The 23,697-nt window shown below is 50.6% G+C and carries 22 protein-coding genes; 8 read left to right on the top strand and 14 right to left on the bottom strand.

Annotation, left to right across the window (positions count from 1 at the left end):
- Positions 1-46: 46 nt before the first annotated feature.
- Positions 47-916, bottom strand: coding sequence for an AraC family transcriptional regulator (locus BMY09_RS12690; RefSeq protein ID WP_091358788.1), 870 nt, complete (start codon positions 914-916; stop codon positions 47-49).
- A gap of 160 nt (positions 917-1,076) precedes the next feature.
- Between BMY09_RS12690 and BMY09_RS12685 the strand changes: the two genes are divergently transcribed.
- Entirely contained in the window at positions 1,077-2,216 is a 1,140-nt protein-coding gene (locus BMY09_RS12685) for an aminotransferase-like domain-containing protein (protein ID WP_091358785.1), read from the top strand.
- Between the two features lie 102 nt (positions 2,217-2,318).
- Here BMY09_RS12685 and BMY09_RS12680 read toward each other — a convergent pair whose 3' ends face one another.
- The 5 genes from BMY09_RS12680 to BMY09_RS12660 all read right to left on the bottom strand — a co-directional run bounded on the left by BMY09_RS12680 (position 2,319) and on the right by BMY09_RS12660 (position 7,457).
- Positions 2,319-4,934 (bottom strand): MFS transporter, encoded by a 2,616-nt coding sequence (locus tag BMY09_RS12680; protein WP_091358782.1) that lies wholly within the window; start codon positions 4,932-4,934, stop codon positions 2,319-2,321.
- Between the two features lie 186 nt (positions 4,935-5,120).
- Positions 5,121-5,540, bottom strand: a complete 420-nt coding sequence (locus BMY09_RS12675; RefSeq protein WP_091358778.1) for a hotdog fold thioesterase — start codon at positions 5,538-5,540, stop codon at positions 5,121-5,123.
- Positions 5,541-5,652: 112 nt separating this feature from the next.
- Complete coding sequence (locus BMY09_RS12670) at positions 5,653-6,435, bottom strand: TSUP family transporter (RefSeq protein WP_091358775.1); 783 nt, start codon at positions 6,433-6,435, stop codon at positions 5,653-5,655.
- A gap of 60 nt (positions 6,436-6,495) precedes the next feature.
- Positions 6,496-7,008 carry a M48 metallopeptidase family protein gene (locus BMY09_RS12665; protein ID WP_091358771.1) on the bottom strand — a complete coding sequence of 171 codons (513 nt, stop codon included), beginning with the start codon at positions 7,006-7,008 and terminating at the stop codon, positions 6,496-6,498.
- Complete coding sequence (locus BMY09_RS12660) at positions 7,005-7,457, bottom strand: DUF1499 domain-containing protein (RefSeq protein ID WP_091358768.1); 453 nt, start codon at positions 7,455-7,457, stop codon at positions 7,005-7,007. Before BMY09_RS12660 ends, BMY09_RS12665 begins: the two co-directional genes overlap by 4 nt.
- A 159-nt stretch (positions 7,458-7,616) precedes the next feature.
- Between BMY09_RS12660 and BMY09_RS12655 the strand changes: the two genes are divergently transcribed.
- Entirely contained in the window at positions 7,617-8,501 is an 885-nt protein-coding gene (locus BMY09_RS12655) for a DMT family transporter (RefSeq protein WP_245756578.1), read from the top strand.
- On the opposite strand, the gene BMY09_RS12650 is transcribed toward BMY09_RS12655, so the two are convergent.
- On the bottom strand, positions 8,436-9,008 hold the full coding sequence (locus BMY09_RS12650; protein WP_091358763.1) for a GNAT family N-acetyltransferase: 573 nt from the start codon (positions 9,006-9,008) through the stop codon (positions 8,436-8,438). The genes BMY09_RS12655 and BMY09_RS12650 overlap by 66 nt on opposite strands.
- 209 nt (positions 9,009-9,217) lie before the next feature.
- On the opposite strand from BMY09_RS12650, the gene BMY09_RS12645 reads away from it, so the two are divergent.
- The 3 genes from BMY09_RS12645 (at position 9,218) to rrtA (ending at position 12,863) form a co-directional block, all read left to right on the top strand.
- A complete protein-coding gene (locus BMY09_RS12645; protein WP_091358759.1) occupies positions 9,218-9,952 on the top strand; it encodes a transcriptional regulator in 735 nt (244 codons plus the stop codon).
- 135 nt (positions 9,953-10,087) lie between these two features.
- Complete coding sequence (locus tag BMY09_RS12640; protein WP_091358755.1) at positions 10,088-12,217, top strand: VIT and vWA domain-containing protein; 2,130 nt, start codon at positions 10,088-10,090, stop codon at positions 12,215-12,217.
- A 7-nt stretch (positions 12,218-12,224) separates the two neighbouring features.
- Positions 12,225-12,863: a rhombosortase gene (gene rrtA / locus BMY09_RS12635; protein WP_175483531.1), complete on the top strand. Its 639-nt coding sequence runs from the start codon at positions 12,225-12,227 to the stop codon at positions 12,861-12,863.
- Here rrtA and BMY09_RS12630 read toward each other — a convergent pair.
- Positions 12,834-13,523: a pseudouridine synthase gene (locus BMY09_RS12630; protein ID WP_091358749.1), complete on the bottom strand. Its 690-nt coding sequence runs from the start codon at positions 13,521-13,523 to the stop codon at positions 12,834-12,836. The genes rrtA and BMY09_RS12630 overlap by 30 nt on opposite strands.
- A gap of 42 nt (positions 13,524-13,565) precedes the next feature.
- Positions 13,566-15,941, bottom strand: coding sequence for a phosphoenolpyruvate synthase (gene ppsA, locus BMY09_RS12625; protein ID WP_091358747.1), 2,376 nt, complete (start codon positions 15,939-15,941; stop codon positions 13,566-13,568).
- Positions 15,942-16,118: 177 nt separating this feature from the next.
- Here ppsA and ppsR point away from each other — a divergent pair, with 177 nt between their 5' ends.
- Entirely contained in the window at positions 16,119-16,937 is an 819-nt protein-coding gene (gene ppsR / locus BMY09_RS12620; RefSeq protein ID WP_091358745.1) for a posphoenolpyruvate synthetase regulatory kinase/phosphorylase PpsR, read from the top strand.
- On the opposite strand, the gene BMY09_RS12615 is transcribed toward ppsR, so the two are convergent.
- Positions 16,934-18,364 carry an MFS transporter gene (locus BMY09_RS12615; RefSeq protein WP_245756577.1) on the bottom strand — a complete coding sequence of 477 codons (1,431 nt, stop codon included), beginning with the start codon at positions 18,362-18,364 and terminating at the stop codon, positions 16,934-16,936. The two genes, ppsR and BMY09_RS12615, sit on opposite strands and share 4 nt — an antisense overlap.
- Positions 18,365-18,867: 503 nt before the next feature.
- On the opposite strand from BMY09_RS12615, the gene BMY09_RS12610 reads away from it, so the two are divergent.
- On the top strand, positions 18,868-19,971 hold the full coding sequence (locus BMY09_RS12610; protein WP_091358742.1) for a phosphoribosylaminoimidazolesuccinocarboxamide synthase: 1,104 nt from the start codon (positions 18,868-18,870) through the stop codon (positions 19,969-19,971).
- A gap of 66 nt (positions 19,972-20,037) precedes the next feature.
- On the opposite strand, the gene BMY09_RS12605 is transcribed toward BMY09_RS12610, so the two are convergent.
- Positions 20,038-20,229 carry a CPXCG motif-containing cysteine-rich protein gene (locus BMY09_RS12605; RefSeq protein WP_091358740.1) on the bottom strand — a complete coding sequence of 64 codons (192 nt, stop codon included), beginning with the start codon at positions 20,227-20,229 and terminating at the stop codon, positions 20,038-20,040.
- 234 nt (positions 20,230-20,463) lie between these two features.
- Here BMY09_RS12605 and BMY09_RS12600 point away from each other — a divergent pair, with 234 nt between their 5' ends.
- Positions 20,464-21,075, top strand: a complete 612-nt coding sequence (locus BMY09_RS12600; RefSeq protein WP_091358737.1) for a LysE family translocator — start codon at positions 20,464-20,466, stop codon at positions 21,073-21,075.
- Positions 21,076-21,394: 319 nt separating this feature from the next.
- On the opposite strand, the gene BMY09_RS12595 is transcribed toward BMY09_RS12600, so the two are convergent.
- The 3 genes from BMY09_RS12595 to BMY09_RS22045 form a co-directional block, all read right to left on the bottom strand.
- Complete coding sequence (locus tag BMY09_RS12595; protein WP_091358735.1) at positions 21,395-22,192, bottom strand: PhzF family phenazine biosynthesis protein; 798 nt, start codon at positions 22,190-22,192, stop codon at positions 21,395-21,397.
- A gap of 559 nt (positions 22,193-22,751) precedes the next feature.
- On the bottom strand, positions 22,752-23,234 hold the full coding sequence (locus BMY09_RS12585) for a MazG-related protein (protein ID WP_091358730.1): 483 nt from the start codon (positions 23,232-23,234) through the stop codon (positions 22,752-22,754).
- Between the two features lie 163 nt (positions 23,235-23,397).
- Complete coding sequence (locus tag BMY09_RS22045; RefSeq protein WP_139203187.1) at positions 23,398-23,676, bottom strand: hypothetical protein; 279 nt, start codon at positions 23,674-23,676, stop codon at positions 23,398-23,400.
- Between the last annotated feature and the right edge of the window lie 21 nt (positions 23,677-23,697).

Genomic DNA, 23,697 nt, shown 5'->3' with positions numbered 1-23,697 from the left:
GTAAAGATCCTGTATTAAATTAGTATTGTTAAAAGTTGAGGTCTGATCAGTAGAACTGAACAGGCTGAAAATACGACAGTTCGAAACGTTCCTCTGGATCAAGGAACTGGTTGCGCTGATACTCAGCAAATGCCGGAGTCCCCCCTGATTTAAGGCCTGAAGCGGCCAGCCACTCGTCCTGAAGCCGGGTAATCCAGGGTAACAGTTCACCATACTGCCCGACAAACCTGAAACGTGCATACAAGCCCCCAGGAATCACCATCGAGTTGACCAGCCCCCGACGGGCAACCGGACGATCAATCGCCAGGCAGGCGACATAGCGACACCGGTGTAACGGCGTCCAGGCGGGATTGGAGTGATGCAGGCCGATCTGTTTTTCAAACGGACGTTTCTCTGACGTTGCCCACGTCTGCAGAATCTGCCAGGCATTGCGAATTGAGCGACCATAGCCCAGATGCCGGATATAGGCCACCGGTTGATCTGGCAGTTCAATCAGATCCGGCTGGGGCAGTGCAATCCCTTTAATCCGCTCGGCCCCTGCAGCGATTTCGGGGTCTGCCATATAGGGCTGAGTATGGGGACGCTCCTGAGTGCGCCAGCGGCCAGGGCTGATGCCGAACTGCTGGGTAAACACCTGGGTGAATGAAGCCAGCGAATTATAGCCGCACTTCAGGGCGATATCCCGTATCGGCGTTAACGGTTCAAACATCAGTAGATTAGCGCCATGCTCAAGCCGGACCCGACGGATATAACAGTGCAGAGACTCGCCGGTAACCCGCTTAAACAAGCGGTGAAAATGTTGTTCAGAATAGGCGGCCACACGTGCAAGACCGGCACCGGTCAGCGGGGCACTCAGGTCCCGGTGAATACGGTGCAGGACATCGTTGATGCGCACTATCTGCTGAGTGTTTGGCATTGCTAGTCTGATCTCTCAAGTTCGGTTAAACACTTTAACCCTAGCTGAAAATAAGTTTAAACAGACAAATAGTAAAGCATAAATAGATAAATCAATAGCGACTTACAGATCTACACTCTGGCAAAGATAAATAACAAAACACAAACAACAGGACAGAGCCATGAAGTTTGCCAGACTTGCCGGCGCATTAAACCCATCCTATATCAGGGAGATCCTCAAAGCGGCGGTACAGCCCGATATGATCTCAATGGCCGGTGGGTTGCCCGCATCCTCTTTGTTACCGGTCAAACTCGTGCAGCAAACCTGCCAGTCACTGGCGGATAACGTGCATCTGTTTCAGTATGGTAGCAGCCGGGGATATCAGCCTTTACTGGATACACTCAGTCAGTCTGATCCGCAACACCCCCACCCCTGGTTAATCTGTAACGGCAGTCAACAGGGTCTTGATCTGCTAGCCCGGGCGCTTCTGGAACCAGGTGATGCGGTGATTGCCGAAGTGCCAGCTTACCTGGGTGCACTACAGGCGTTTCAGCTCAGCGGTGCAACTATCTGCCCGTTGAACAGTAACTCAGAGGGCCCGGATCTGACGCAGCTCGAAGACTACCTGCAACACCCCACAGTCAGACTGTTTTATGCGGTGCCTGACTTTCACAATCCTACCGGACGTGTATGGTCGGCCGGGGTGAGAATCGACGTTGCCCGATTGTGCCGGCGCTATGGTGTAACGCTGATCGAGGACATTCCCTACCGCGAGTTACGTTTCAGTGGCGAACAGCAACGCCCCCTCAGTCAGCTCTGCCCGGAACAGACAATCACTCTGAAATCATTCTCCAAGATCGGATTTCCGGGGCTACGTGTCGGCGCGATGAGTGGCCCCGCTGAATTTATCAGGGTTGCTGAACGAATTAAGCAGGCGGTCGACCTGCATACCGGTATCCCTCAGCAGGCGATCATCAACGATCTACTGAATCATCCCGGATATCCAGACCACCTTATCAGCCTGCGACTTGGATATCAGCAGCGCTATCAGCAACTGAGCACTGAGCTGCATCAGCAACTGGGCCAGCAGGTGGAGTTTGAAACGGTAGAGGGCGGTATGTTTATCTGGCTGAAGCTGCGCAAAGGCAGAGGCAGTGAAGTAGCCGCCCGCGCCCTTGAACATAAACTTGCCGTTGTGCCTGGCGCCGCATTCTACCCTGACGGGGATAAAGAGACAGATAATGCCATCAGGCTCAACTTCAGCAATACTGAGCCATCCCTGGCTGCTGAAGCGGTGACCCGACTGGCAAGATCATTGTAAGTCGTTAAAGCTGTCAGACCTCAGCTTAAACATGAACTTAACTTAAGCAGGTAAAGATCAGCGGGAAACCCAGCCCGCCGATCCTCTTTAACAGCCTTCTCTTTAATGGTCTTTCTCTGGCTTTTCAGCATCATCACCAGAAGGGACATCCGAACCGCCAGCATTACGGGTATCCACCTGCCGTTCACTATTCCGGTCAATAGAGTCTACCCACTCCCCCTCTCTGGACTGATCGCCAGCGCTGATCGCATCGACAACGTCAGAGGCGGCCTCTGGGATGTTTTCAACCACGGCGACAGCGACCTGTTCGGCACTCTCAGGTGATACCTCACGAAGGCGGTTAACCAACTCAACGGCATCCTGAATTTCACTGGCAGGTTTGTCATTTAAACCGGTATTGTCGGTCTGATAACTTTCATGTAACAGCCGGGCAACTTCCGCCGCAACATAGCGTGCACTTTCCGGTACCGCTTCAACAATTTTCACCGCCAGATTCAATGACATCTCAGGCGATAGTTCAGACATCCGGGTGAGCCACTCGATTGCTTTCTGATGCTCATCTTCGGCCTCTTCTGTCTGTTCAGACGGTTCAGCCTGTTCACCATCGCTGTCAGAGCCGTCAACAGCCGTTTCAGCGACATCGCTATCGCTGTCAGTCACATCGTCTGCGTCCTCATCGGTTGCTGACAGATATTGCTCCGTCACCTCGAACATCGATTCAGGCACCGCTTCTACAACCGTTGCGGCAACATCCATCGCCTGCTCAGGAGCAGCTTCAGAGAGTCTCGAAACCCATTCAACCGCATCATGATAATCGCTCTCGTCTGCCTCAGATGCTCCATCTGCAGTGCTGTCAGTCTCCTCACTGTCTGCCTCAGATTCATAGTGGGACATATACTCTTCTGTCATGGCCACCGCAGATTCAGGCACCGAGCCTGCGACGGTCACGGCAATATCCAGAGCCTGATCCGGATTAGCATCCCAGAGTTCAGTGGCCATGTTCAGCGCATCGGCCTCACTGGTATCATCTTCACGATCAGCCGGACGCATTGATTCACGCTCCTCGGCAATCAGACGGGCATAGTATTCAGCCACCTGGGTGGCTGATTCAGGTGCAGATGCAACGGCAATACGCGCCATCTCAATCCGCATTTCGGGAAATACCCGTCCCACTTCAATCGCCACAGGTATCACCTGCTGCGGATACCATTCAGCCAGACGAGATACCAGATCGGCTGCCAGATCAGGCTTGGCTTTGACAATCGCCTGAGTGATCTCAAGAATCTGATAGGGAGCCGCCTCTTTCATAACCTCATAGAGGCGCATGACATCGATACCCGGCACTTTGGCAACAGCCGCGGCCACCTCAGTACCTCTTTCAGGATTCTTAACGGTCAGTGCACGTGCCAGTTTAACAGCGGCCGCAGGATCAGATTCTGCGATGCTGATTGCAAGTTCGGCCTCTGCACTCAGCTGCGCTTCAGGCTCGGTATACTCGGTCCGGGGATCAAGGTAAACCGACGTGGTCAGTGCCTCACCCTGCATCACAAAGCCTTCCTGATCCTCGACTGGCAGCGCCTTACTGACAGACATACGGTAGATAGTGAACAACGCCAGAAGCATCTGTGATACCGCGAGAAAATAGAACAGGCTGGAACTGCCAAAAGCGGACATCACCAGAGACGCCGTGTAGGGGCCAATCGCACCACCGATACCAAAGGCCAGCAGCATGCTGCCCATGGCGGATACCATCTCAGATTTTTTCAGTTTATCAAACGCCTCAGCCACGCTCAGCGGGTAATAACAGGCCACCATCCCTGACGTCAGACCACAGAGAATAAAGATGCCGGTCATCATATGCATCGCCGCCAGCGGGATAATTGCAACGCCAAGCACAGAGGAAAGCAGCAGCAAACCCAGCAATATGGTCCGTCGATCTAAACGGTCCGACAGAGCCCCCACCGGAAACTGCATGCTGAAGGCGCCCAGGATGGCACAGCCCATAAACAGTGACAGCTGAAAACCGCTGATATGATACTCAGCAGCAAAAACCGGCAACAGGTTAAACAGTGCAGAATAGACCGCGCCCGATGTTAAACAGGTTACCACCCCCAGAGGGGATATTTTGTACAGAGAGATGATCGACATCGGCGCGACAGTTTCAATCACCGGGCCCTGAGAACGACTGAAAAGAACCGGCAGCGTGGCCATACAGAACAGGATACCCACCAGAACAAACAGAGTATTGTCAGACGGTTCAGCAACCCCCATCAGGAACTGTCCGCAAAACAGACCGCCCATGATACAGGCATTATAAACAGCCAGGATTTTCCCCCGGGTCTCTTCGGTAGCGCTGTCACTGAGCCAGCTCTCCATCGCTGTCAACAGACAGGCATGGCTGAAACCAAGCAAAACCCGCAATATTCCCCACAACAGTGCGTTAGCATCCAGAGTGAAAGCCAGTATACAGATCGCTTCTATCGCCAGGCTGCCAGCAAAGACTCTGATATGGCCGACCCGTTTAACCAACTGCTTACTGTAGACGGCACCAGTCAGCATCCCGACGAAATACATCGACAACACCATACCGATGGTGTCGGTTGAGATCCCTTCCAGCCCCATCCGTGATGGCACAAGAATGTTCATCAGGCCAATACCCAGATAGAGGATAATACAGCTGCTAAACAGAGCAATTAATGACAACAGAGCTTTACGCACGAAGATTTCTCTCTTCAGAAATATAAAATTATGGCAGAAACCCGTTCAGTTTCAGGTTTTAAAAAATGCAAAAAGCCGGCTTAATAGGCCGGCTTGTTAAGTTGTCAGTCTAACACCCTAAATCGGTCATATACACCCCTAAAGTGCCGATTCAGATCATAATCCAAGCTGTTTTTCTAAATCAGATTATTTCCCTAATACCGCGACGGTTAAGCGGGAAACGCAAATCGCCTTTTCCTGCTCATCGACGATGCGGATATCCCACACCTGAGTTGAACGACCGATATGCACAGGTGATGCGGTACCATAAACATGTCCGGTGCTGATGCCTGACAGATGATTCGCATTTATCTCCAGTCCGACACACCGATGGCCGGGTTCGGCAGCCAGTTGTGCGGCAACACTCCCGAGTGTTTCCGCCAGAACTACCGATGCGCCCCCATGCAGAAGCCCCATCGGTTGGTGTGTTCTGCAATCGACCGGCATAGAGGCAGTGATATAATCGGGGCCGATCTCGGTGATCTCAATTCCCAGGTGGTCGATCAGTGTATTTCTGGCGAACACCTGCAACTCGGCAATACTTTTTTCTGTTTTCCAGATAGACATAAACACCTCCGCTGCAAAACAACTAAATTATCACTTCAGCCAACCGCTAAAAATATCATTTCCGGTCAGTTTGCTGTCACAACGGTTCAGCATCTGATTTTGCTGACAGGCTTCAGATAAGGGTGCGAATAAGCCCCAGCGTACTGACAAGAATCAACACACTGCCCAGCACCCTGAAAAACACTTTACTCTCAGCGCCGACCAGCTTTTTATGCAGTCGCTCACCCAGCAGATGACCGATAAAGGCACAGGGTAACAACCACAGATGATGAACCAGTTGAAGATCAACGCCGGCAATCAAAAAAGACACCATCTTGATTAACACCAGTATAAACCAGAGCACAAACAGGGTATCCCGGAGTTTTTCACGACTAACATGCGTCGCAAAGACCGCCGCTATCAGCGGCGCACCGATGAGAGAGGTACCACTGACATAGCCACCCATTATCAGAAACACAATATCAAGGGTGCGGCTATTACTCCTGAATGGACGATTGAGGACATAACTGATGGCGTAGGCGATAACGATGCAATAGATAATACTGCTCATCAGTGATGCTGGCAGGGTCAACAGACCGAGAATACCGATCAGTTTTGGTACGATCATCACAGACAAAGCAAAACGCAAATATTGCCAATCAATGGTGGAGACACTGCTTTGATGGTCTGCCGCCGTCCGCTTAACCCGCTGACGGTTCTGCCAGGTGATCAGGCAGGAAAAAAACATCAGATGCACCCCAATAATGGGCAGGAAGATGAGTGGATCATCGACGACCAGCAGCAGAAACGGCAGCGTGAGCACCGCCCCACCAAAACCAAGCCCGGAGCGAACGAAACCGCTCCAGACAAACAGCAGGCCGATTAAAATATATTGATAAAGCTGAAGATCTGTCATCTGATTAACTCAGAGTATGAATAAGGAAAATGAGGAAGATAATACAAACCATCTACTGGCTCAGTAGAGTGGGCCAAACCGTTCCAGACAGGTGAGGTAAAGCCGCAGATCCAGCTCAAGCTGATGATAGTCCGGTTCCATATGCTGACACAGTTTATAAAATGCCCGGTTATGCTCTTTCTCCCTTATATGTGCCAGCTCATGCACCACAATCATTCTTAAAAAGGGTTCTGGCGCCTGTTTGAATAGCGAAGCGATGCGGATCTCTTTTTTAGACCTGAGCTTACTTCCCTGTACACGGGAGATATGGGTGTGTAATCCCAGTGCATTATGGATCACATCAATACGGTCGTCGTATTCAACTTTATTAAGGGGAGCCGATTGTCTGAGGTAGCGGTTTTTCAACTCAAGGGTGTATTGATAGAGCGCTTTAGAGCCGACAATACTGTGTCCCGGCTGATAACGTTTACGCAGATAGTCTGGAAGCTTTCCTGAATCGATCAGGTTTTCTGCCTGTTGCTGCAGCTCAGGCGAATAGCCGGACAAAAAGTTAATCTTCGGCTTGCGACTCACGAATTATTCTCCAGAAGTTTACGTAGCGCCTCGACCCGCTGCCGATTCACACCCAGATCAGAATACCCCACCCGTGAAGCTGAGCGGACATGAATGACGCCTCCTTTAACATCCCGAAGCAGTTCAAGATCATCAACAAAACCAAACACAGAAGAACTGAACTCAGCAGCTAAGTAGTCAGTGTCGAGCGAGACAATCTTCCCCCCTAAACGCTCTATATCGGCGCTCACTGAAGCCAGACTGCTAACACATAAATTAATCGGTTTAATATAGTGCTCACCATCACCCTCATTACTGCTGCATACGGCGTTAGGCCTGGGGCCGCAAGGTGTTAATCCGCCATCCACCAATCCCGGCGCTTTCTGTGTGCGCGACACATATCCCTGAAACGCCAGATAACCCGTGACAATCAACGCCAATACGACACACACAATAACAAACTGTTTCATGATATTCCTGATCGATTCTGGTTTAAGTGTCAAGGTATGGGTCAGACAAGACAGAAGCCGTAGAGTGTTGTTATACAGCCCTGAAAACCACATAGCGTAATAGAGACCAGAGTAGTATAAACTAGCCTGCTTTCTCAACACTAAACGAGTCATTCCACAGTGCTCAGCCCTCAACTCATCAACTGGCTGCTTCTCAGCTTTCTGGTTATCACCTGGGGCACCTCATTTATGGTGACCTCCATCGCCATTGCGGGCGGATTGTCACCGCTGACGATCACTCTGCTCAGGATCGCGCTGGGTGCAGGGGTGATTACGCTGTTTGCCTACTCCAGAGGTTTACGCCTCCCTTTCAGCGCCAAAAGCTGGGGAAGTTTTATGATTCTGGGGTTGTTTGGCAGCGCCCTGCCATTTCTGCTGATCTCCTGGGGGCAGCAAACAGTGCCATCGGCGACAACCGGTGTACTGATGGCGGTAATGCCATTTGTCACGATGCTGATTGCCCACTATTTTGTTGAGGGTGAGCGCTTCAACCGTTATAAGATGATGGGGCTGATTCTCGCCTTCTCCGGGGTAACCTTTATACTCAACCCCTTTGCCGCCGGGAGCGTGGACCTTTTGGGGGCGCTGGCGATTCTCACCGCCGCCAGCAGCTATGCACTGAATACGGTGCTGATCCGCTTACTCCCTAAATTCAACCCGCTGATTGCCGGTTCAGGTATGCTGCTGTGCGGCCTGCTGCTGATACTTCCTTTTATATTATCAGATGCACAGACTATCATTGACGAGCTGCGTTATGTCGCTGGGCCAGACGCTTTAATGGCCGTTATCTGGCTGGGCTGTATGCCCGCGGGTGTCGCCTCAATTGTCTACTTTATTGTCGTTAACCGGGCAGGCCCCAGCTTCCTCTCTAACTGCAATTTCCTGATACCGGTGGTGGCATATTTTGCAGGCACCCTTATTCTGGGAGAAGCGGTTTCCTCAAACAGCCTGATCGCATTGATCGGCATTCTCACAGGAATCGGGCTGACCCGGGTGAGCCGGTGACAGATGACGATAGATTAATGCCTCTTTATCACGAAATAAAAACCGCTGCTCAAGGGTTGCCCCCAGTGACTCCGCCAGTTTTCTCGAAGGCAAATTTTGCTCAAAGATCAGACTGATCAGGTGCAGCTGCGGAAGGCATTCAGCGGCCATCTGTCTGACCGCAAATGCCGCTTCGCGGGCATACCCTTTACCTGAATACCCCGGCACCAGCGACCACATAATCTCTGGCTCGGGCCAGTCTCCCGGATACCACAGGCCAACAACTCCCACCACAGCACCATTGTCTTTCAGTTTTAGGGTATAGGGGCCATAACCGTGAATCTCCCAATGACCAATCAGCGCAGCAACAATCCGCCAACTCTCCCCTTCACTGAGAGGATGTCCGGTGGTATAGCGGGTGGCTTCAACATCTTTATAAAAATTGTGCAGTGAAGGCCAGTCTTCAATGGTGACCTTTTCCAGACTCAAACGGGCGGTGTTGATCGATTCAGGAATACTATAATTCACTCTTACTCCTTACCACAGAGGTAATATGTCTGACGATGCTGTTTGCTCCCTACTCTACTAAAGAGCCAAATCCGGCACGAGCTTAATTTTAAACTTCACGCTTTAGATAACGGTATAATTATCAGTATCTGCAGCGTCTCTGCAATACAACACAGATTTTGCAGCAGTTATATGATAAAAAACAACTTTAAAGGACTAGAGATCGCGTTATGGCTCAGACAGCAGCACTGGTACAAACCCTGAAAAAACAGTTAAAGGCTCAGGGCAAAACCTATCTTGATGTAGCCCAGGCTCTGGATCTGAGTGAAGCCTCGGTTAAACGCCTGTTCTCTGAACACAACTTTACCCTACAGCGGCTTGAGATGATCGCTGAGCTGGCTGGGCTGGAGTTAACCGGGCTGTTCCGGCTGATGGCGCAGGAGCAGCAGCGGCTGACTCAACTAACCCGCGAACAGGAACAGGAGATCGCCTCCGATCTCGAATTGCTGCTCGTCACTGTCAGTGTTATCAATGGCTTTTCCTTCTGCGATATCATCTCTCACTACGATATCACCGAACACGAATGCATCCAGAAACTGGCTAAGCTGGACCGGCTACGGATTATCGAGCTTCTGCCAAGCAACCGAATAAAGCTACTGATCGATCCAAACTTTACCTGGCTTGCCAATGGTCCAATTCAGCAGTTTTTCCAACAAAAAGTAGAACAGGATTTCTTCCAGTCCCGGTTTGATAAAAAGCATGAAAAACTGATCGTACTCAATGGGGTACTGACACCGGAAGCCAACCTGGCGATGCAGAAAAAAATGGAGCGTGTTGCGGAAGAGTTTAACAGCCTGCTGCGTGATGACTCTCCCCTGCCAATCGATCAGAAACATGGTAACACCATGGTTCTCGCGATCCGGCAGTGGCAATACAGCCTGTTCAAAAACTATCGCAAGAGCTAGTCCATACTTTTTTCAGACGCGCTAATTCAACCACCCGTATCATTATCTGATACTTCAACGGTTTAACTACTTCTGCTGGCGCACTGCCGCCATTATCCCCTCTGACTTCCAACAAAGGAACTTCAGAGGACCGATATGAACATCAGAACATTCCTGGGCACCGCAGCCCTCAGCGCCATACTGACACTGACAACAGTGGCGGCACCGGCAGATGCTGCCGGGCTGCTAAAGCCGGTTAATTCATCTCTACCTGAACTCAGCATCCGTGAACACCATGTCAATGTCGTGCTTGAACACAGTTATGCCGTGACCACTGTAGAACAGATTTTTCATAATCCATCTGCCCAGGCGTTAGAAGCGATTTACAGTTTTCCGGTGCCGGACCATGCCGCCGTGGGTGAGTTCACCTACTGGATTGACGGTCAGCCGGTCACCGGCGAAGTGGTAAAAAAACAGCAGGCCAGAACCATTTACGAACAGGAGAAACAAGCGGGGCATGAGGCCGCCCTGGTAGAGCAAGACAGTTATAAAACCTTCGATATCAGTGTCACACCGGTGCAGGCCAACAGCGATGTTCGCATAAAGCTTGTTTATATTCAGCCAGCCCATCTGGATTCAGGTGTCGGCCGCTATGTATATCCGCTTGAGGATGGCGGTGTCGATACTCAGAAGAATGCTTTCTGGAGCCGCAATGAAGTGGTCGATGAAAAATTCAGCTTCAATATGCGCCTTGCCTCAGGTTACCCAATCGACTCTATCCGCCTGCCCCAGCACGCTGAGGCTGCAATTCAACAGATCACCCCCAACCAGTGGCAGGTCTCGATGGCCAGTCAGGGCGGAGCATTGCCAAAAACTGATCCGTCCTCTGACCCATCTGCTGATCAGATCCCGGAAGCATCCCAGCCACTATCCGCTGAACAGATCAGTGCTGCAGGCATTGTCCCTGCAGCAAGTCTGAACCAGGATATTGTCGTTTACTGGCGCCACAGCCAGAACCTGCCCGGTACACTGGACCTGATCAGCTATAAAAAGTCAGGCACCACACCCGGCACCTTTATGATGACCCTAACCCCGGGGGATGATCTCGGCGTGTTGCAGGGAGGCCGTGACTGGGTATTTGTTCTGGATGTGTCCGGATCGATGCAGGGCAAATACACGACACTGGTTGAGGGTGTTCGCCAGGGATTGGCCAAACTCCAACCCAATGACCGTTTTAAAGTGGTTTTATTTAACAACGCAGCCACCGATTTCTCCGGTGGATTTAAGCCCGCAACAGCAGAAGTGATTACCCCCCTGCTGAATAAGCTTGAACAGTATCAGCCTGGCAGTGGCACTGATCTCTATTCAGGTCTCGCGCAGGGCTTAAAAGGATTAGATACTGACCGCAGCACCGCCATGATTCTGGTCACCGATGGCGTTGCCAACTTAGGTGTCACTGAAAAAAAACGCTTTCTTGATCTGCTGGAAAAAGCAGATGTCCGACTATTCACCTTTGTCATGGGCAACAGTGCAAACCGTCCCCTGCTGAACCGTATGACGGAGGTATCCAATGGTTTTGCCATCAGTGTCTCTAATGCTGATGATATTGTCGGCCAACTGATGCTGGCAACCAGCAAGATGACCCACCAGGCAATGAGAGATGTTGAGTTGAAAATTGATGGCGGCCGGGTCACCGACCTGACCCCTGAACAGATCAACTCACTTTATCGGGGTGAGCAACTGACAGTCCTCGGCCATTACCGACAACCAGGACCGGTGCAGATCTCACTGACAGGCAAGGTTGGCGGTCAGCAGCGCCACTACACAACAGAGATAACCCTTCCCGGGGAAAGTTTACTGCACCCCGAACTGGAACGTATCTGGGCCTTTGCCACTCTCGAAAATATGCAGGCTAAAATGGATTACCTTGAAGAGGGTGACAGCAGCAATGAAGATACTAAACAAGCGATGACTGACCTGGCCGTTCAATATGATCTGGTAACCGACTACACCTCAATGCTGATCGTCAGGGACGAGGTGTTTAAACAGCTGAATATTGAGCGTAATAACCAGCAACGGGTTGCGAATGAGAACAACGCCCGGCAACAGCGGCTGCAACAACCGGTCACGAGTCAGCGGGCTGACAGCAAGAAACCGATGTTCAATCAATCTCATCACCGGGCATCACTGGGTGGCGGCGGCTCAGGTGCGATTGGCCACTGGATTCTGCTGTTAATCGGCGCATCGCTGTTGATTCAATACCGCAACCGTCGTCGGGCACCGTGAGATGCTAATGAACACTATATCAATCAAACCGTTCGCCAACCCAAAGCCTCCCGCGCAAGCGGGGGGTATCTTCCAGTTTCCCTGGATAACCCTGGTTCTGTTACTGTTGTGCCTGCCGCTGAGCCTGTCAGCAGAACTGTTTCAACTGGGCTATGCTGACCGTTCCCTGATACTGGAGGGTCAGCTATGGCGCTTAATAACAGGGCATCTTTGCCATACATCGCTCAGCCACCTGAGCTGGGATCTGCTGGCATTTACGCTTGCTGCGGGCTACCTGGAACTGAATTCACGCAGCGCATTACTGGCATCACTGTGCGTGGGAGTTGTCAGCGTCGATGCCCTGCTTCTCTCCCCCTGGTCAGGAGTGAGCAGCTATGCAGGGTTATCCGGGCTACTATTCGCGCCGTTGGTTCTCAGTTTGTTTATCTTTGCCCGGAAGCAGCAAGCGTTAAATGGCTGGTTACCCATGCTGATCTGTCTGGCAAAGCTGATATGGGAGCAGTTCAGTCAACAGGCGCTGTTAAGCCAGAGCCCCTGGCCACCGTATCCAGCGGCGCACCTGGCGGGTGCGTTGGCAGGGTTGTTCGTGCTGCTAGCATCGACGGGCACAGCAGCATTAAAACAGCGCTATCTCCGCCGCCGTTAAAAAGCGGAACTCACCCGGCCTGAGATCCGGATCCAGTGTTAAGGCGCCGATACTTTCCCGGTGTAACGCCGTTACCTCGTTATCAAAATAACCAAACATCCGCTTCACCTGATGATAACGCCCCTCATGAATTGCCAGACGGGAGTTATAGTCGTCAATTCGTTCCAGTTGCGCGGGTCGGGTGGTGATATTTTCATAACGGAAATAGATCCCCTTCTGAAACACCCCTTGTGCTTCGTCAGACACAGGATCTCTTGTCGTCACGCGGTAGACCTTGGCAACTTTTGATTCGGGTTGGGTGACTCTGCGGGACCAGTTGCCATCATTGGTCAACAACATCAGGCCGCTGGTTTTCAGATCCAGCCTTCCCGCCAGATGCAGGCCCTGGCGCAACGACTGAGGTAACAGCTCTATGACGGTTTTGTGTTCAGAATGTACTGTCGCACTGACGATACCAGCGGGTTTATGCAGCATCAGATAACGGCTCTGAGCCTCCTGAAGCAGCTTATTGTCCAGCTCAACCCGGATGAACCGATCAATCTCCCGATGCGCATCGGTGATAATCTCACCACCGACCCGGACCCTGCCCTGAGCCAGCAGCACTCTAACCCGCTGCCGGCTATAAGGCGTTTTGAGCTGTAAAAACCTGGAGAGCTGCATCGGCGCTACTCAGGAAAATGACTGAAAGATAACGGTATAAATCTAGGACGCAGTACTTTCTTCATTCGCCAGGAAGAACCAGGTTTCCAACACCGAATCAGGATTCAGAGAAACCGAACTGATCCCCTGCTCCATCAGCCATCTTGCCAGATCTGGATGGTCAGAGGGGCCCTGACCACAGATTCCGATATATTTCCCTTGCGCCTTGCATGCCTGGATAGCCATGGCCAACAGTTTGCGTACCGCATCGTTACGTTCATCGAAGAGGTGAGCAATCACGCCAGAGTCCCGATCCAGTCCAAGAGTCAGCTGAGTCAGGTCATTCGAGCCGATGGAAAAACCATCGAAATATTCAAGAAATTCATCAGCCAATAGCGCATTTGAGGGTATTTCACACATCATAATCACCCGCAAACCGTTTTCACCCCGGTTCAGGCCGTTTTCTGCCAGCAGGTCTACCACCTGTTTCGCTTCACCCACCGTGCGTACAAAAGGAATCATCACTTCGACATTGGTCAGCTTCATCACATCGCGTACCTGCTTCAGCGCCCGGCACTCAAGCTCAAAACACTGCCGGAACGATTCAGCAATATAGCGACTGGCTCCACGGAAGCCCAGCATTGGATTCTCTTCGTGGGCCTCATAGGCTTCACCACCGATAAGATGCCCATACTCGTTGGATTTGAAATCCGACATCCGCACAATCACTTTCTTGGGATAGAAAGCAGCGGCCAGTGTAGATATGCCCTCCACCAGCTTGGCAACGTAAAACTCTATCGGGCTTTCATAGCCCGCAATGCGGCGCTCTATGGTGCGCTGCAGCCCAGCGTCCTGCTGATCAAACTCAATCAGCGCTTTCGGATGGATGCCGATCATACGGTTGATAATAAACTCCAGACGCGCAAGACCAACACCGGCATTGGGCAACGACTGAAAATCAAATGCGCGGTCAGGGTTGCCAACGTTCATCATGATGTCGAACGGCAGAGGCGGCATAGAATCGATTTTGTTAGTCTGATGCTCGAAATCCAGGCAACCTTCATAGGCTCGTCCCGTATCACCTTCGGCACAGGAGACGGTCACCTCCTGACCTTCCGTCAGTCGTTCGGTGGCATCACCGCAACCGACAATCGCCGGAATACCCAGTTCACGGGCAATAATCGCTGCATGACAGGTACGTCCACCCCGATTGGTTATAATCGCAGAAGAACGCTTCATTACAGGTTCCCAGTCCGGGTCGGTCATATCGGTGACCAGCACATCACCGGGCTGAATCTTATCCATATCACTGAGACTTTCGACAATGCGCACCGGTCCACTGCCGATACGATGTCCTATAGAGCGGCCTTCCAATAAAACATTACCGGTTTCGGTGAGCAGATAACGCTCGATAACCGCGTTTTTATCCCGGCTCTTAACGGTTTCAGGTCGTGCCTGAACAATATACAGCTCACCATCATCACCATCTTTAGCCCACTCGATATCCATCGGACGACCGTAATGCTGCTCGATGGTCATCGCAATTTTTGCCAGTTGCTGCACGTCATCATCATTGATGGAAAACTTCATTCGCTCTTCAGGTGCCACACTGACAGTTTGAACGGCACTGGCGGTGGTACCTTCAGCACCGTATATCATTTTGATCGCTTTACTGCCCATACTGCGGCGCAATATGGCCGGAGCACCCTGTCTGAGAGTCGGTTTGTAAACGTAGAACTCATCCGGGTTAACAGCCCCCTGGACAACTGTTTCCCCAAGGCCATAAGCTGACGTGATAAACACAACGTGCTGAAAGCCCGATTCCGTATCCAGTGTAAACATGACGCCGCTGGCACCGGTTTCACTGCGAACCATACGCTGAACCCCGGCCGACAGGGCGACGTCGTGATGTTCAAAACCATGGTGAACCCGATAGGAGATTGCCCGGTCATTGTAGAGCGAGGCAAAGACCTCATGGATGGCCGCTTTAATATTTGCCAGACCACGGATATTCAGGAAGGTCTCCTGCTGACCGGCAAAAGAGGCATCGGGCAGATCTTCGGCGGTTGCCGATGAGCGGATCGCAACCGCCAGATCGTCGTGACCGCCCATCTCTTCATAGGCCTGTTCAATAGCCTGGTCGAGGGTTTCAGGAAATGGGGTTTCCAGGATCCACTGACGCACCTGGTTACCGGTCGCTGCGAGCGCATTAACATCTTCAGGATCAAGCTGAGCGAGTTTATCGCTGATCTTCTGGTCCAGATTATTGTGTTTCAGAAAGTCACGGAATGCGGACGCTGTGGTCGCAAACCCACCGGGAACCTTAACGCCTGCACCAGACAGTTCTGAGATCATCTCGCCAAGTGAGGCGTTTTTTCCACCTACCTGCTCAATATCATCCATACCCACCTGATCCAGACGAACGATATAATCCTGCAAAGCTCCGCACTCCTTCAAATTTTAGTGATTAAGGCGCATCATACTGTAATTCTTCGCTGAGGTCAGTGTGTTGACGAAGATCCTGATTGATTCATCGCTACGCTATACAGCACGCACAGATGCCGTAATAATACCCCCGGATAAATACATTTTTGTGACGCGAGACAGCTTAACCTTATGAAAAGAACAGCTTTTTTTATATCTGATGGTACAGGTATCACAGCGGAAGCACTGGGCAATAGTTTGCTCGCGCAGTTTGGTTCAATTCAGTTTAATAAAGTGACGCTGCCCTATATCGATACCATTGAAAAAGCGGTTGAAGCGGTCGACATTATCGACCAGGCGGGTAAAACCGACGGACAGCGACCGATAGTGTTCGATACGGTAGTGGATGAAGCCACCCGTGAAATCATCTCCACCAGCACCGCGTATAAGATCGATGTGTTTTCAGCGTTTCTGAAACCGCTGGAGCTGGAGCTGGGAAGCCACTCATCCTACAGCGTCGGTAAATCCCATTCGATTAATGAAGTAAACAAATATATGGACCGTATCGAATCGGTAAACTTTGCGATCGATAATGATGATGGCGCCCGCACTCAGCACTATGATAAGGCGGATATCATTCTCACCGGGGTCTCCCGCTGTGGGAAAACCCCCTCCTGTCTCTACATGGCACTTCAGTTTGGCATCCGGGCAGCAAACTACCCCCTGACCGACAACGACCTCACACAGACAACCTTGCCTGAAGTGCTGGAGCCCTTCAGAAATAAGCTGTTCGGTCTGACAATTGATCCGTTTCAGCTGGCGTCAATCCGCCATGAACGCCGTCCAAACAGTCGTTACGCGTCACTGGACCAGTGCGAAGATGAGGTGCGGATAGTCGAACGGATGTTCCGCAAGCAAAAGCTGGCGCACATCAATACCACTCACTTTTCAATTGAAGAGATAGCCACCCGTATTATCGCCCAGATGGGCCTTAAGCGACGGATTGGTTAACCCGCATCACGGTTAACCTTTCCCCGGCTATAGGAGAACCAGGCAGCCAGAAAACTGTAACCACAGGCGCTGGCAAAGCCGGCTTTCACGACAATCAGCAGATCCGGATAACGTTCCGGCATGATCTGTTCACTGCCCAGCAACACGCTCATCAGCAGCATGATAATCGCCATACTGAACATATTCCCACTGGTGCGGGACAGGTTCAGCAGCGCCGAAGCGATACTCAGGCGCTCTTTCGGCACCGAACCCAGCGCTGCATTATTGTTCGGCGTTGAGAATAATCCAAAGCCTACTCCCAGCAATACCAGCGCCACGATCACATGATTTAATGAACTGTCCGCCCGCAGAAATACCAGTACTGCAAATCCCGCACTAAAGAACAAACATCCTACCGTCGCAATCAGACGAGGCTCAAAACGATCCGACAGCCGACCGGCAAGCGGCGCCAGACATGCCATAATCAGTGCTTGTAACAGTATCATCTGCCCTGTTTCACTGGGTGACAATCCCTGCAGATATTGCAGATAGAGACTCAGCAGAAACAGTACCGGATAGTGCGCTGCATACATCAGAAAGCTGGCCATCAAAGAACGATTCATCACCCTGTTAGCAGCTAACAGCGAAAAACGCACCAGTGGAAATTCGCAGCGGTTCTGCTGTCTGACAAATACAAACACCAGGGCGATCCCTGCAATCAGCATCAGCCAGTTATACAGGTTTGGCAATCCGGATAAGCCGAACAACAACAGTGTGGACAGAGCAGCAAACAATAGCGAGCCAACCCAGTCCAATGGGTTAGACTGCTGTTCATCACTACTGTCATTCCTGATATAGATAACGGCCAGTATCAGCGCAACCATCGCCAGGATAACCGGCCCCCAGAAGACACTTCGCCAGCCGAGATGATCGGTCAGCCAGCCACCAAAAAGAGGCCCACAGGTCAGTCCCAGATAAACAGAGGTGGCCGTCAATCCCAGTGCGGTCCCCCGATTAGAACCACTGAAGACGGCAGCAATAATCGCCATAGCAGTTGCAAATACCAGACTGCTGAACAATCCCTGCAGCACCCTTACGAATAGTAGAAATTCAACAGAGTAGACGGCAAACACCAGCAGCGATGCGAGTGAAAAACCCAACGCACCGATCAGATAGATCGGCTTTCGGCCAATGGAGTCGGCCACTCTCCCCGCCGGCAGTAACAACACGATACTTCCCCACAACGTGGCGGTGGGAATCCAGCTCAGCCATACCGCATCAGCCTGCAAAGCATCAGCCATGGCTGGCAAGGCCATATTCACGGCAGACAGTGACATCGGCACCAGAAACAGCGCAATACAGATACTGATAAGCACATACCACCGAGCCCGGGGGTTATCCTGATAAAACGATGTTTCAGTATTTACAGTTTCGATATTCGCAGTCACGGTAGCACCTTTTAATGGGACCGGAAGTATAGCAGGTGATAATTAAGATATTCACTAATTTCCAGTGAACATTTCTAAAACGCAATGTAAAAATGACTCACCAATAGTCCATTTATTTAGCCGATTTTTCTGACAGAAACTTTATCGTGAAGCTTTCATAAGCGGCTTCTGAGAAGCGTTTTGTCAGACTCAGAATAGTCGCAGCGAGAGAGTATCAGACTATCGCTCATCAGTAGATTATAACGATGACTGCATACGAGATTAATCACATGTTAATGCGTTTAGCATGGGTGGCCAGATTCGCTGATATATTCAAGTCTGGAACGCCAAAATGTGGCGGGATATTACAAATCTGTGTAATATCCCTGTTCCAGAATCAGGCAGAAATCCTCAGCTTTTTTCCAGGCTTTTGCCTGGTGGTCTGCATTGCCGAACTTTTGGTAAACGCTGATATTCTGGAACGTTTTCATTAATCGACTTTTAGAGATACAGGACAGTTTGCAATGAGTCTTGCTGATAAGGTTTTGGCAGTAAACAATGATCTGCCGATCCGTACCGACCTACCGGTACACAGTGGTAAAGTACGTTCCGTTTACTGGCTGACCGAAGCCGACAGTCGACGTCTTATCCAGGAGAAAGGGTATGATGTTGCAGCCGATGCCCCCCTGGCGATCATGGTCATCAGCGATCGGATCTCCGCTTTCGAGTGCATCTGGCATGGCGAAGGCGGTATGAACGGTGTACCCGGCAAAGGTGCCGCACTGAATGCTATCTCCAATCACTGGTTCAAGCTGTTTCACGAAAACGGTCTGGCTGACAGCCATATCCTGGATATCCCCCACCCATTCGTCTGGATTGTTCAGAAAGCAAAACCCGTCATGATTGAGGCGATCTGCCGCCAGTATATCACCGGCTCTATGTGGCGTTCCTACGCCAAAGGTGAGCGTGAGTTCTGTGGCATTCAGATAGCCGACAACCTGCAGAAAGATCAGAAACTGCCTGAGCTGCTGATTACACCTTCCACCAAAGGTATTCTCAAGGGGATTCCTGGCGTGCCTGAAGTAGATGATGTCAACATCACCCGTGATGACATCATCAATAACCATGAAGCCTTTCAGTTCCGTTCGAAAGAGGATATCGCGGTTTACGAAAAACTGCTGAAAGAAGGCTTTGATGTCATCAGCTCTGAACTGGAAAAGATCGACCAGGTATTCGTCGATACTAAGTTTGAATTTGGTTACGTGACTGATGCCTCAGGCAACGAAAAGCTGATCTATATGGATGAGGTGGGGACACCTGATTCATCCCGCATCTGGGACGGCCCATCCTACCGGGAAGGCAAAGTCATCGAAAACTCCAAAGAGGTATTCCGTCAGGAACTGCTCAACTACTTCCCTGACCCGGATATCCTGATCAATAAAGATCGGATGGAAGAGCGTTACGCCCTGGCTAAGGACAACGCCCTCCCTGCAGAACTGTTACAGAAAGTATCTGACACCTATGTCGGCATTGCAGAGAAGATTATCGGCGAGAAACTACCGCTGTCTGATAACCCGAAAGCAGAGATCATTGAGATTCTGCGCGACCAGTACGCTCTGATCGACTGATCATCGTCCCCTGATTATCAGGGGGCCGCAAGACAGTAACGCCGCATAACGATATGCGGCGTTTTTTTATACCTCGTTTTCATCCTTCAGAGAGATAACAGGCTCCGTGCCTTCAACATCCAGCTCAACCATCATCGGCTTACAACACACCGAGCAATCTTCAAAATACTGCTGATTACCCGCTGTGCAATCCACAACTAACTCGACCGGTTCCCCACAGTAGGGACATGTACGGGACACCGCTTCCAGACTTTGCATGATTGACACCTCGCAATTCAAGTTAAGCTCTTAAGTCAGCTCTTAAGTCAGCTCTTAAGTCAGTTTTTAAGCCAGCTCTTAAGTTAGCAGACAGACTGAACCGTCAGCAGCTGACCAACAGGATTACTGGCCCCTGTCAGCACACTGCAATATAATCCCCCTATCAGCTTAGCTGGTTTTAAGCGGTTACGCTGAACCGAAATATTCCCACCCCATCACGATCAGGAATCCACTATGACCTTTACCGCCTGGCTTTCACTATTTGCAGTCTGCTGCCTGGGTGCAATGTCTCCGGGCCCCAGTCTGGCGGTAGTATTGAAGCAAACGGTCGGTAACAGCCGCCAACATGGTCTGGCTGCCAGCTGGTTTCATGCAGCGGGGGTTGGCCTCTGGGCATTCGCAACCATCTCAGGACTGGCTATTCTGGTAGCCCAGTCAGAGATCGCGTTTAAGGTGATCACCTGGCTGGGGGCTGGCTATCTGGCCTGGATCGGCCTCAAAGCGATCAGAGCCGGACGAGCTTCTTCCTTCAGCGTAAACCCTGGCGATAAAACCTCTGTACTGAAAGCCGGCATTGAGGGAGCGACCATCTCAGTGCTGAATCCTAAACTGGCGATCTTCTTTATCGCCCTGTTCTCACAGTTTGTCAGTCCGGATGCAACGATAGCCGATCAGATGATTATGACGGCGACGGCCACGCTGGTCGATGGCCTGTGGTACAGCGTCGTTACATTAGTGCTATCCCATGGCCCTATTCTTAAAACCCTGCAAAACCGCAGTCAACTGGTCAACCGCCTGACCGGTGGAATACTGATTGCGCTGGCCGCCCGGGTTGTGACTCTCTGACGCAGATAAAAGCCTTAGCCAGACCGCCGCGACGCAGCTGGTTAGTGGCTCGACGCGACTTCGTCGCTTGCTGGAAAAAGCGATGGTTCCGTGGATTGAGATGAGATATCAGGAAAGAGATAAACCCCTCCCCTTTTTCGTGAACGATGCGATGAAAAGGGCTTTATAAAAAGGGCTCTGACCCTGTGGTAGAGTTTATCACTCGCCCTGATTGTTGAGTCGTATAACCCACTCAGACCTGACGCCCGCATTTACGGTTGGTCTGGAGCACAGTGGAAAGCTAATCCGACAACCTGTCGCTTGTTAGAAAGTTACAGCACTAAACTGTAATACTACCGTGTAAATACTGAGCCGCATTACCTGATATTAAAACCCTGTCGCCAGAAACGACACAGTTGAGAACACCTCCACGACGGGAAGCCTGGTAGGCCACTAACTCCTTCTTACCCAGACTCTCAGCCCAAAGCGGAGCCAAACCCGTGTGAATTGAGCCGGTCACTGGATCTTCATCGCCACCATTCGCTGGCCAGAAGTACCTTGATATAAAATCATAATGACTGGATTCGGATCTGGATGTAACGACGACATCACGGGGCTTCAACCGCTTCAGGGTCTCGTTATCTCGTAGCACAGACAACACGTCAGATTCAGATTGATAAATCACGAAATAGGCTTGCGAGTTACAATAAACCTCCTCCGGTGGGATAGAGAGGCCGTCTATCAAGGCATCCGGGATAGACTCAACGCTCTCAGGTCTGGTATTCGGAAAGTCCATCTGCACCTGATCTGATTCGGTTTTCGTGACCAATAACTCCCCAACTGCCTCAGCTGAAAATATAAGACTCGTTAAGCCGGGACTTTTGTTAAACAACACAAAGGCTGAAGCCAGAGTTGCATGCCCACAAAAAGCAATTTCAGTCAGAGGTGAAAACCAGCGGATCTGGTACGCTGAGGGATCTGCTGATACCAAAAAAGCGGTCTCAGAGAGGTTGTTCTCCGCCGCAATTGACTGCATCAAATCGTCGGAGAGCCATTCATCAGTGATGATCACAGCGGCTGGGTTTCCACCAAACACAGCATCTGTAAAAGCGTCTACTACCGTTATTTCAAGTTCCATATTACTTCTCTGACTACAGTGATTTCTAACGTAAAGGGTTGGTAAAGCTGGAGTCAAAGCCACGATAGCGGCGACACCACAGTCACTTGTTATTCGCTAATTGTGCCATTCGTTAGTGTGACTCTTAGGCCTTATATCTTCGAGTTCGGGTAACTCGTTCACAGCTAATTTGCATTTCCTGCATTTCCACCCCCTGCTATTAGTAGTGACAGGTACAAAACCTCTTTGTATAAAGCAGAAGTAATGAGCATTGCATCCAGGGCACCTACTTTGGCTATGTTTCCACCATCTAAAATATAAGTAGACGAGAAAAAGTAAAGCCACAAGACCCAAAGGCGGAAATATTATTGCAGCGATTGACGATGGTATACCGACGACCAGAAAGACTTTGTTTAGCTTCTTCAGTTTGTCGTATTCCTCGACTATCTTCCGAAGACTATTTTCTACTTCAGGCATTCAACACCAGCCTATAACACCGTGTTAAGGTTCGACAAACAAGCGTGCCATACTTGAGCTAAGCGAAACCGGCACGCGTTTCGAGTCACTCTTAAACACTTTATTATGGCGCTGCACTCTGCGTTAGTTCTTGTATGTCGATTAGGTCGACTTCCCTACCCAATATTCGCTTGTACTCGATTAAGTGATGAACAGGGATCACTGACAGTAGGATGCCTTGATAGTCTTTTTCAACAGACGCTGAATAATCAATTTCAAGCTGATACCAAGAACCGTCTAAAGCCGATTGTATCTTTGTATTTTGAGATAAACCGATTTCAATTTTTTGATTTTGGTAAACCAACTGGAAATACTCCAGATCCCAACCGTATTCAGTATAACGGGTTAACGGTTTAGATATGAATTGAGATACGTGAGCCAAGACCCTGTTTGCATCAGAGTTATGGATATAAAGGTCAATGTCTGCAATTTCACGGCTGCCACCGTGAATAGTTGCAGCTAGCCCACCGACAATTTGGTACTCAATGTTTTCTCCATCCAAGAGCCCTTTCAGCCACTTCAAGGCTACTCTCACTTTCTCACTCATCTAATTCCCTTAGCTGCAATTAAAGGGCTTTGGGCCCTTTAATTTTGGTATTGGCTAACGCCTTGCTTTGGGGCAGCTGAAACATAGCGAAGCGGCGTGTAAGCTGTCCCAGCCACGAAGTGGCGACAACAGCGACTTGTTATGTGTTGTTGCCAAAGCCATGCTAAGAACTACCTTTTACTAGCCAACGCCAGCAATAATATATTGCGGCCAGCAAACCCAATGTGGCTATTAATGTTAATAGTGCGCCAGGAATCAAAACACCCGTTGCACACTCTGAGGCTGGAAGCGCATCACTACCAGACCTGTAAAAAGCAAAAAGACCAAACTCTTCTTTGTGACCACATGCGCCATCCCATACTTCGGATGAAACAGTAAATAAAACCATCAACGCAAATACCGCGATGATTGAGATTATTCCAAAGGCCACTCTTCCTTTCATGACTCACCGCCAGGACACATA

Origin of the sequence: Amphritea atlantica, from assembly GCF_900111095.1 — a bacterium.
GTDB classification, from domain to species: Bacteria; Pseudomonadota; Gammaproteobacteria; order Pseudomonadales; family Balneatricaceae; genus Amphritea; species Amphritea atlantica.
This window is presented reverse-complemented; position numbering and strand designations above follow the sequence as displayed.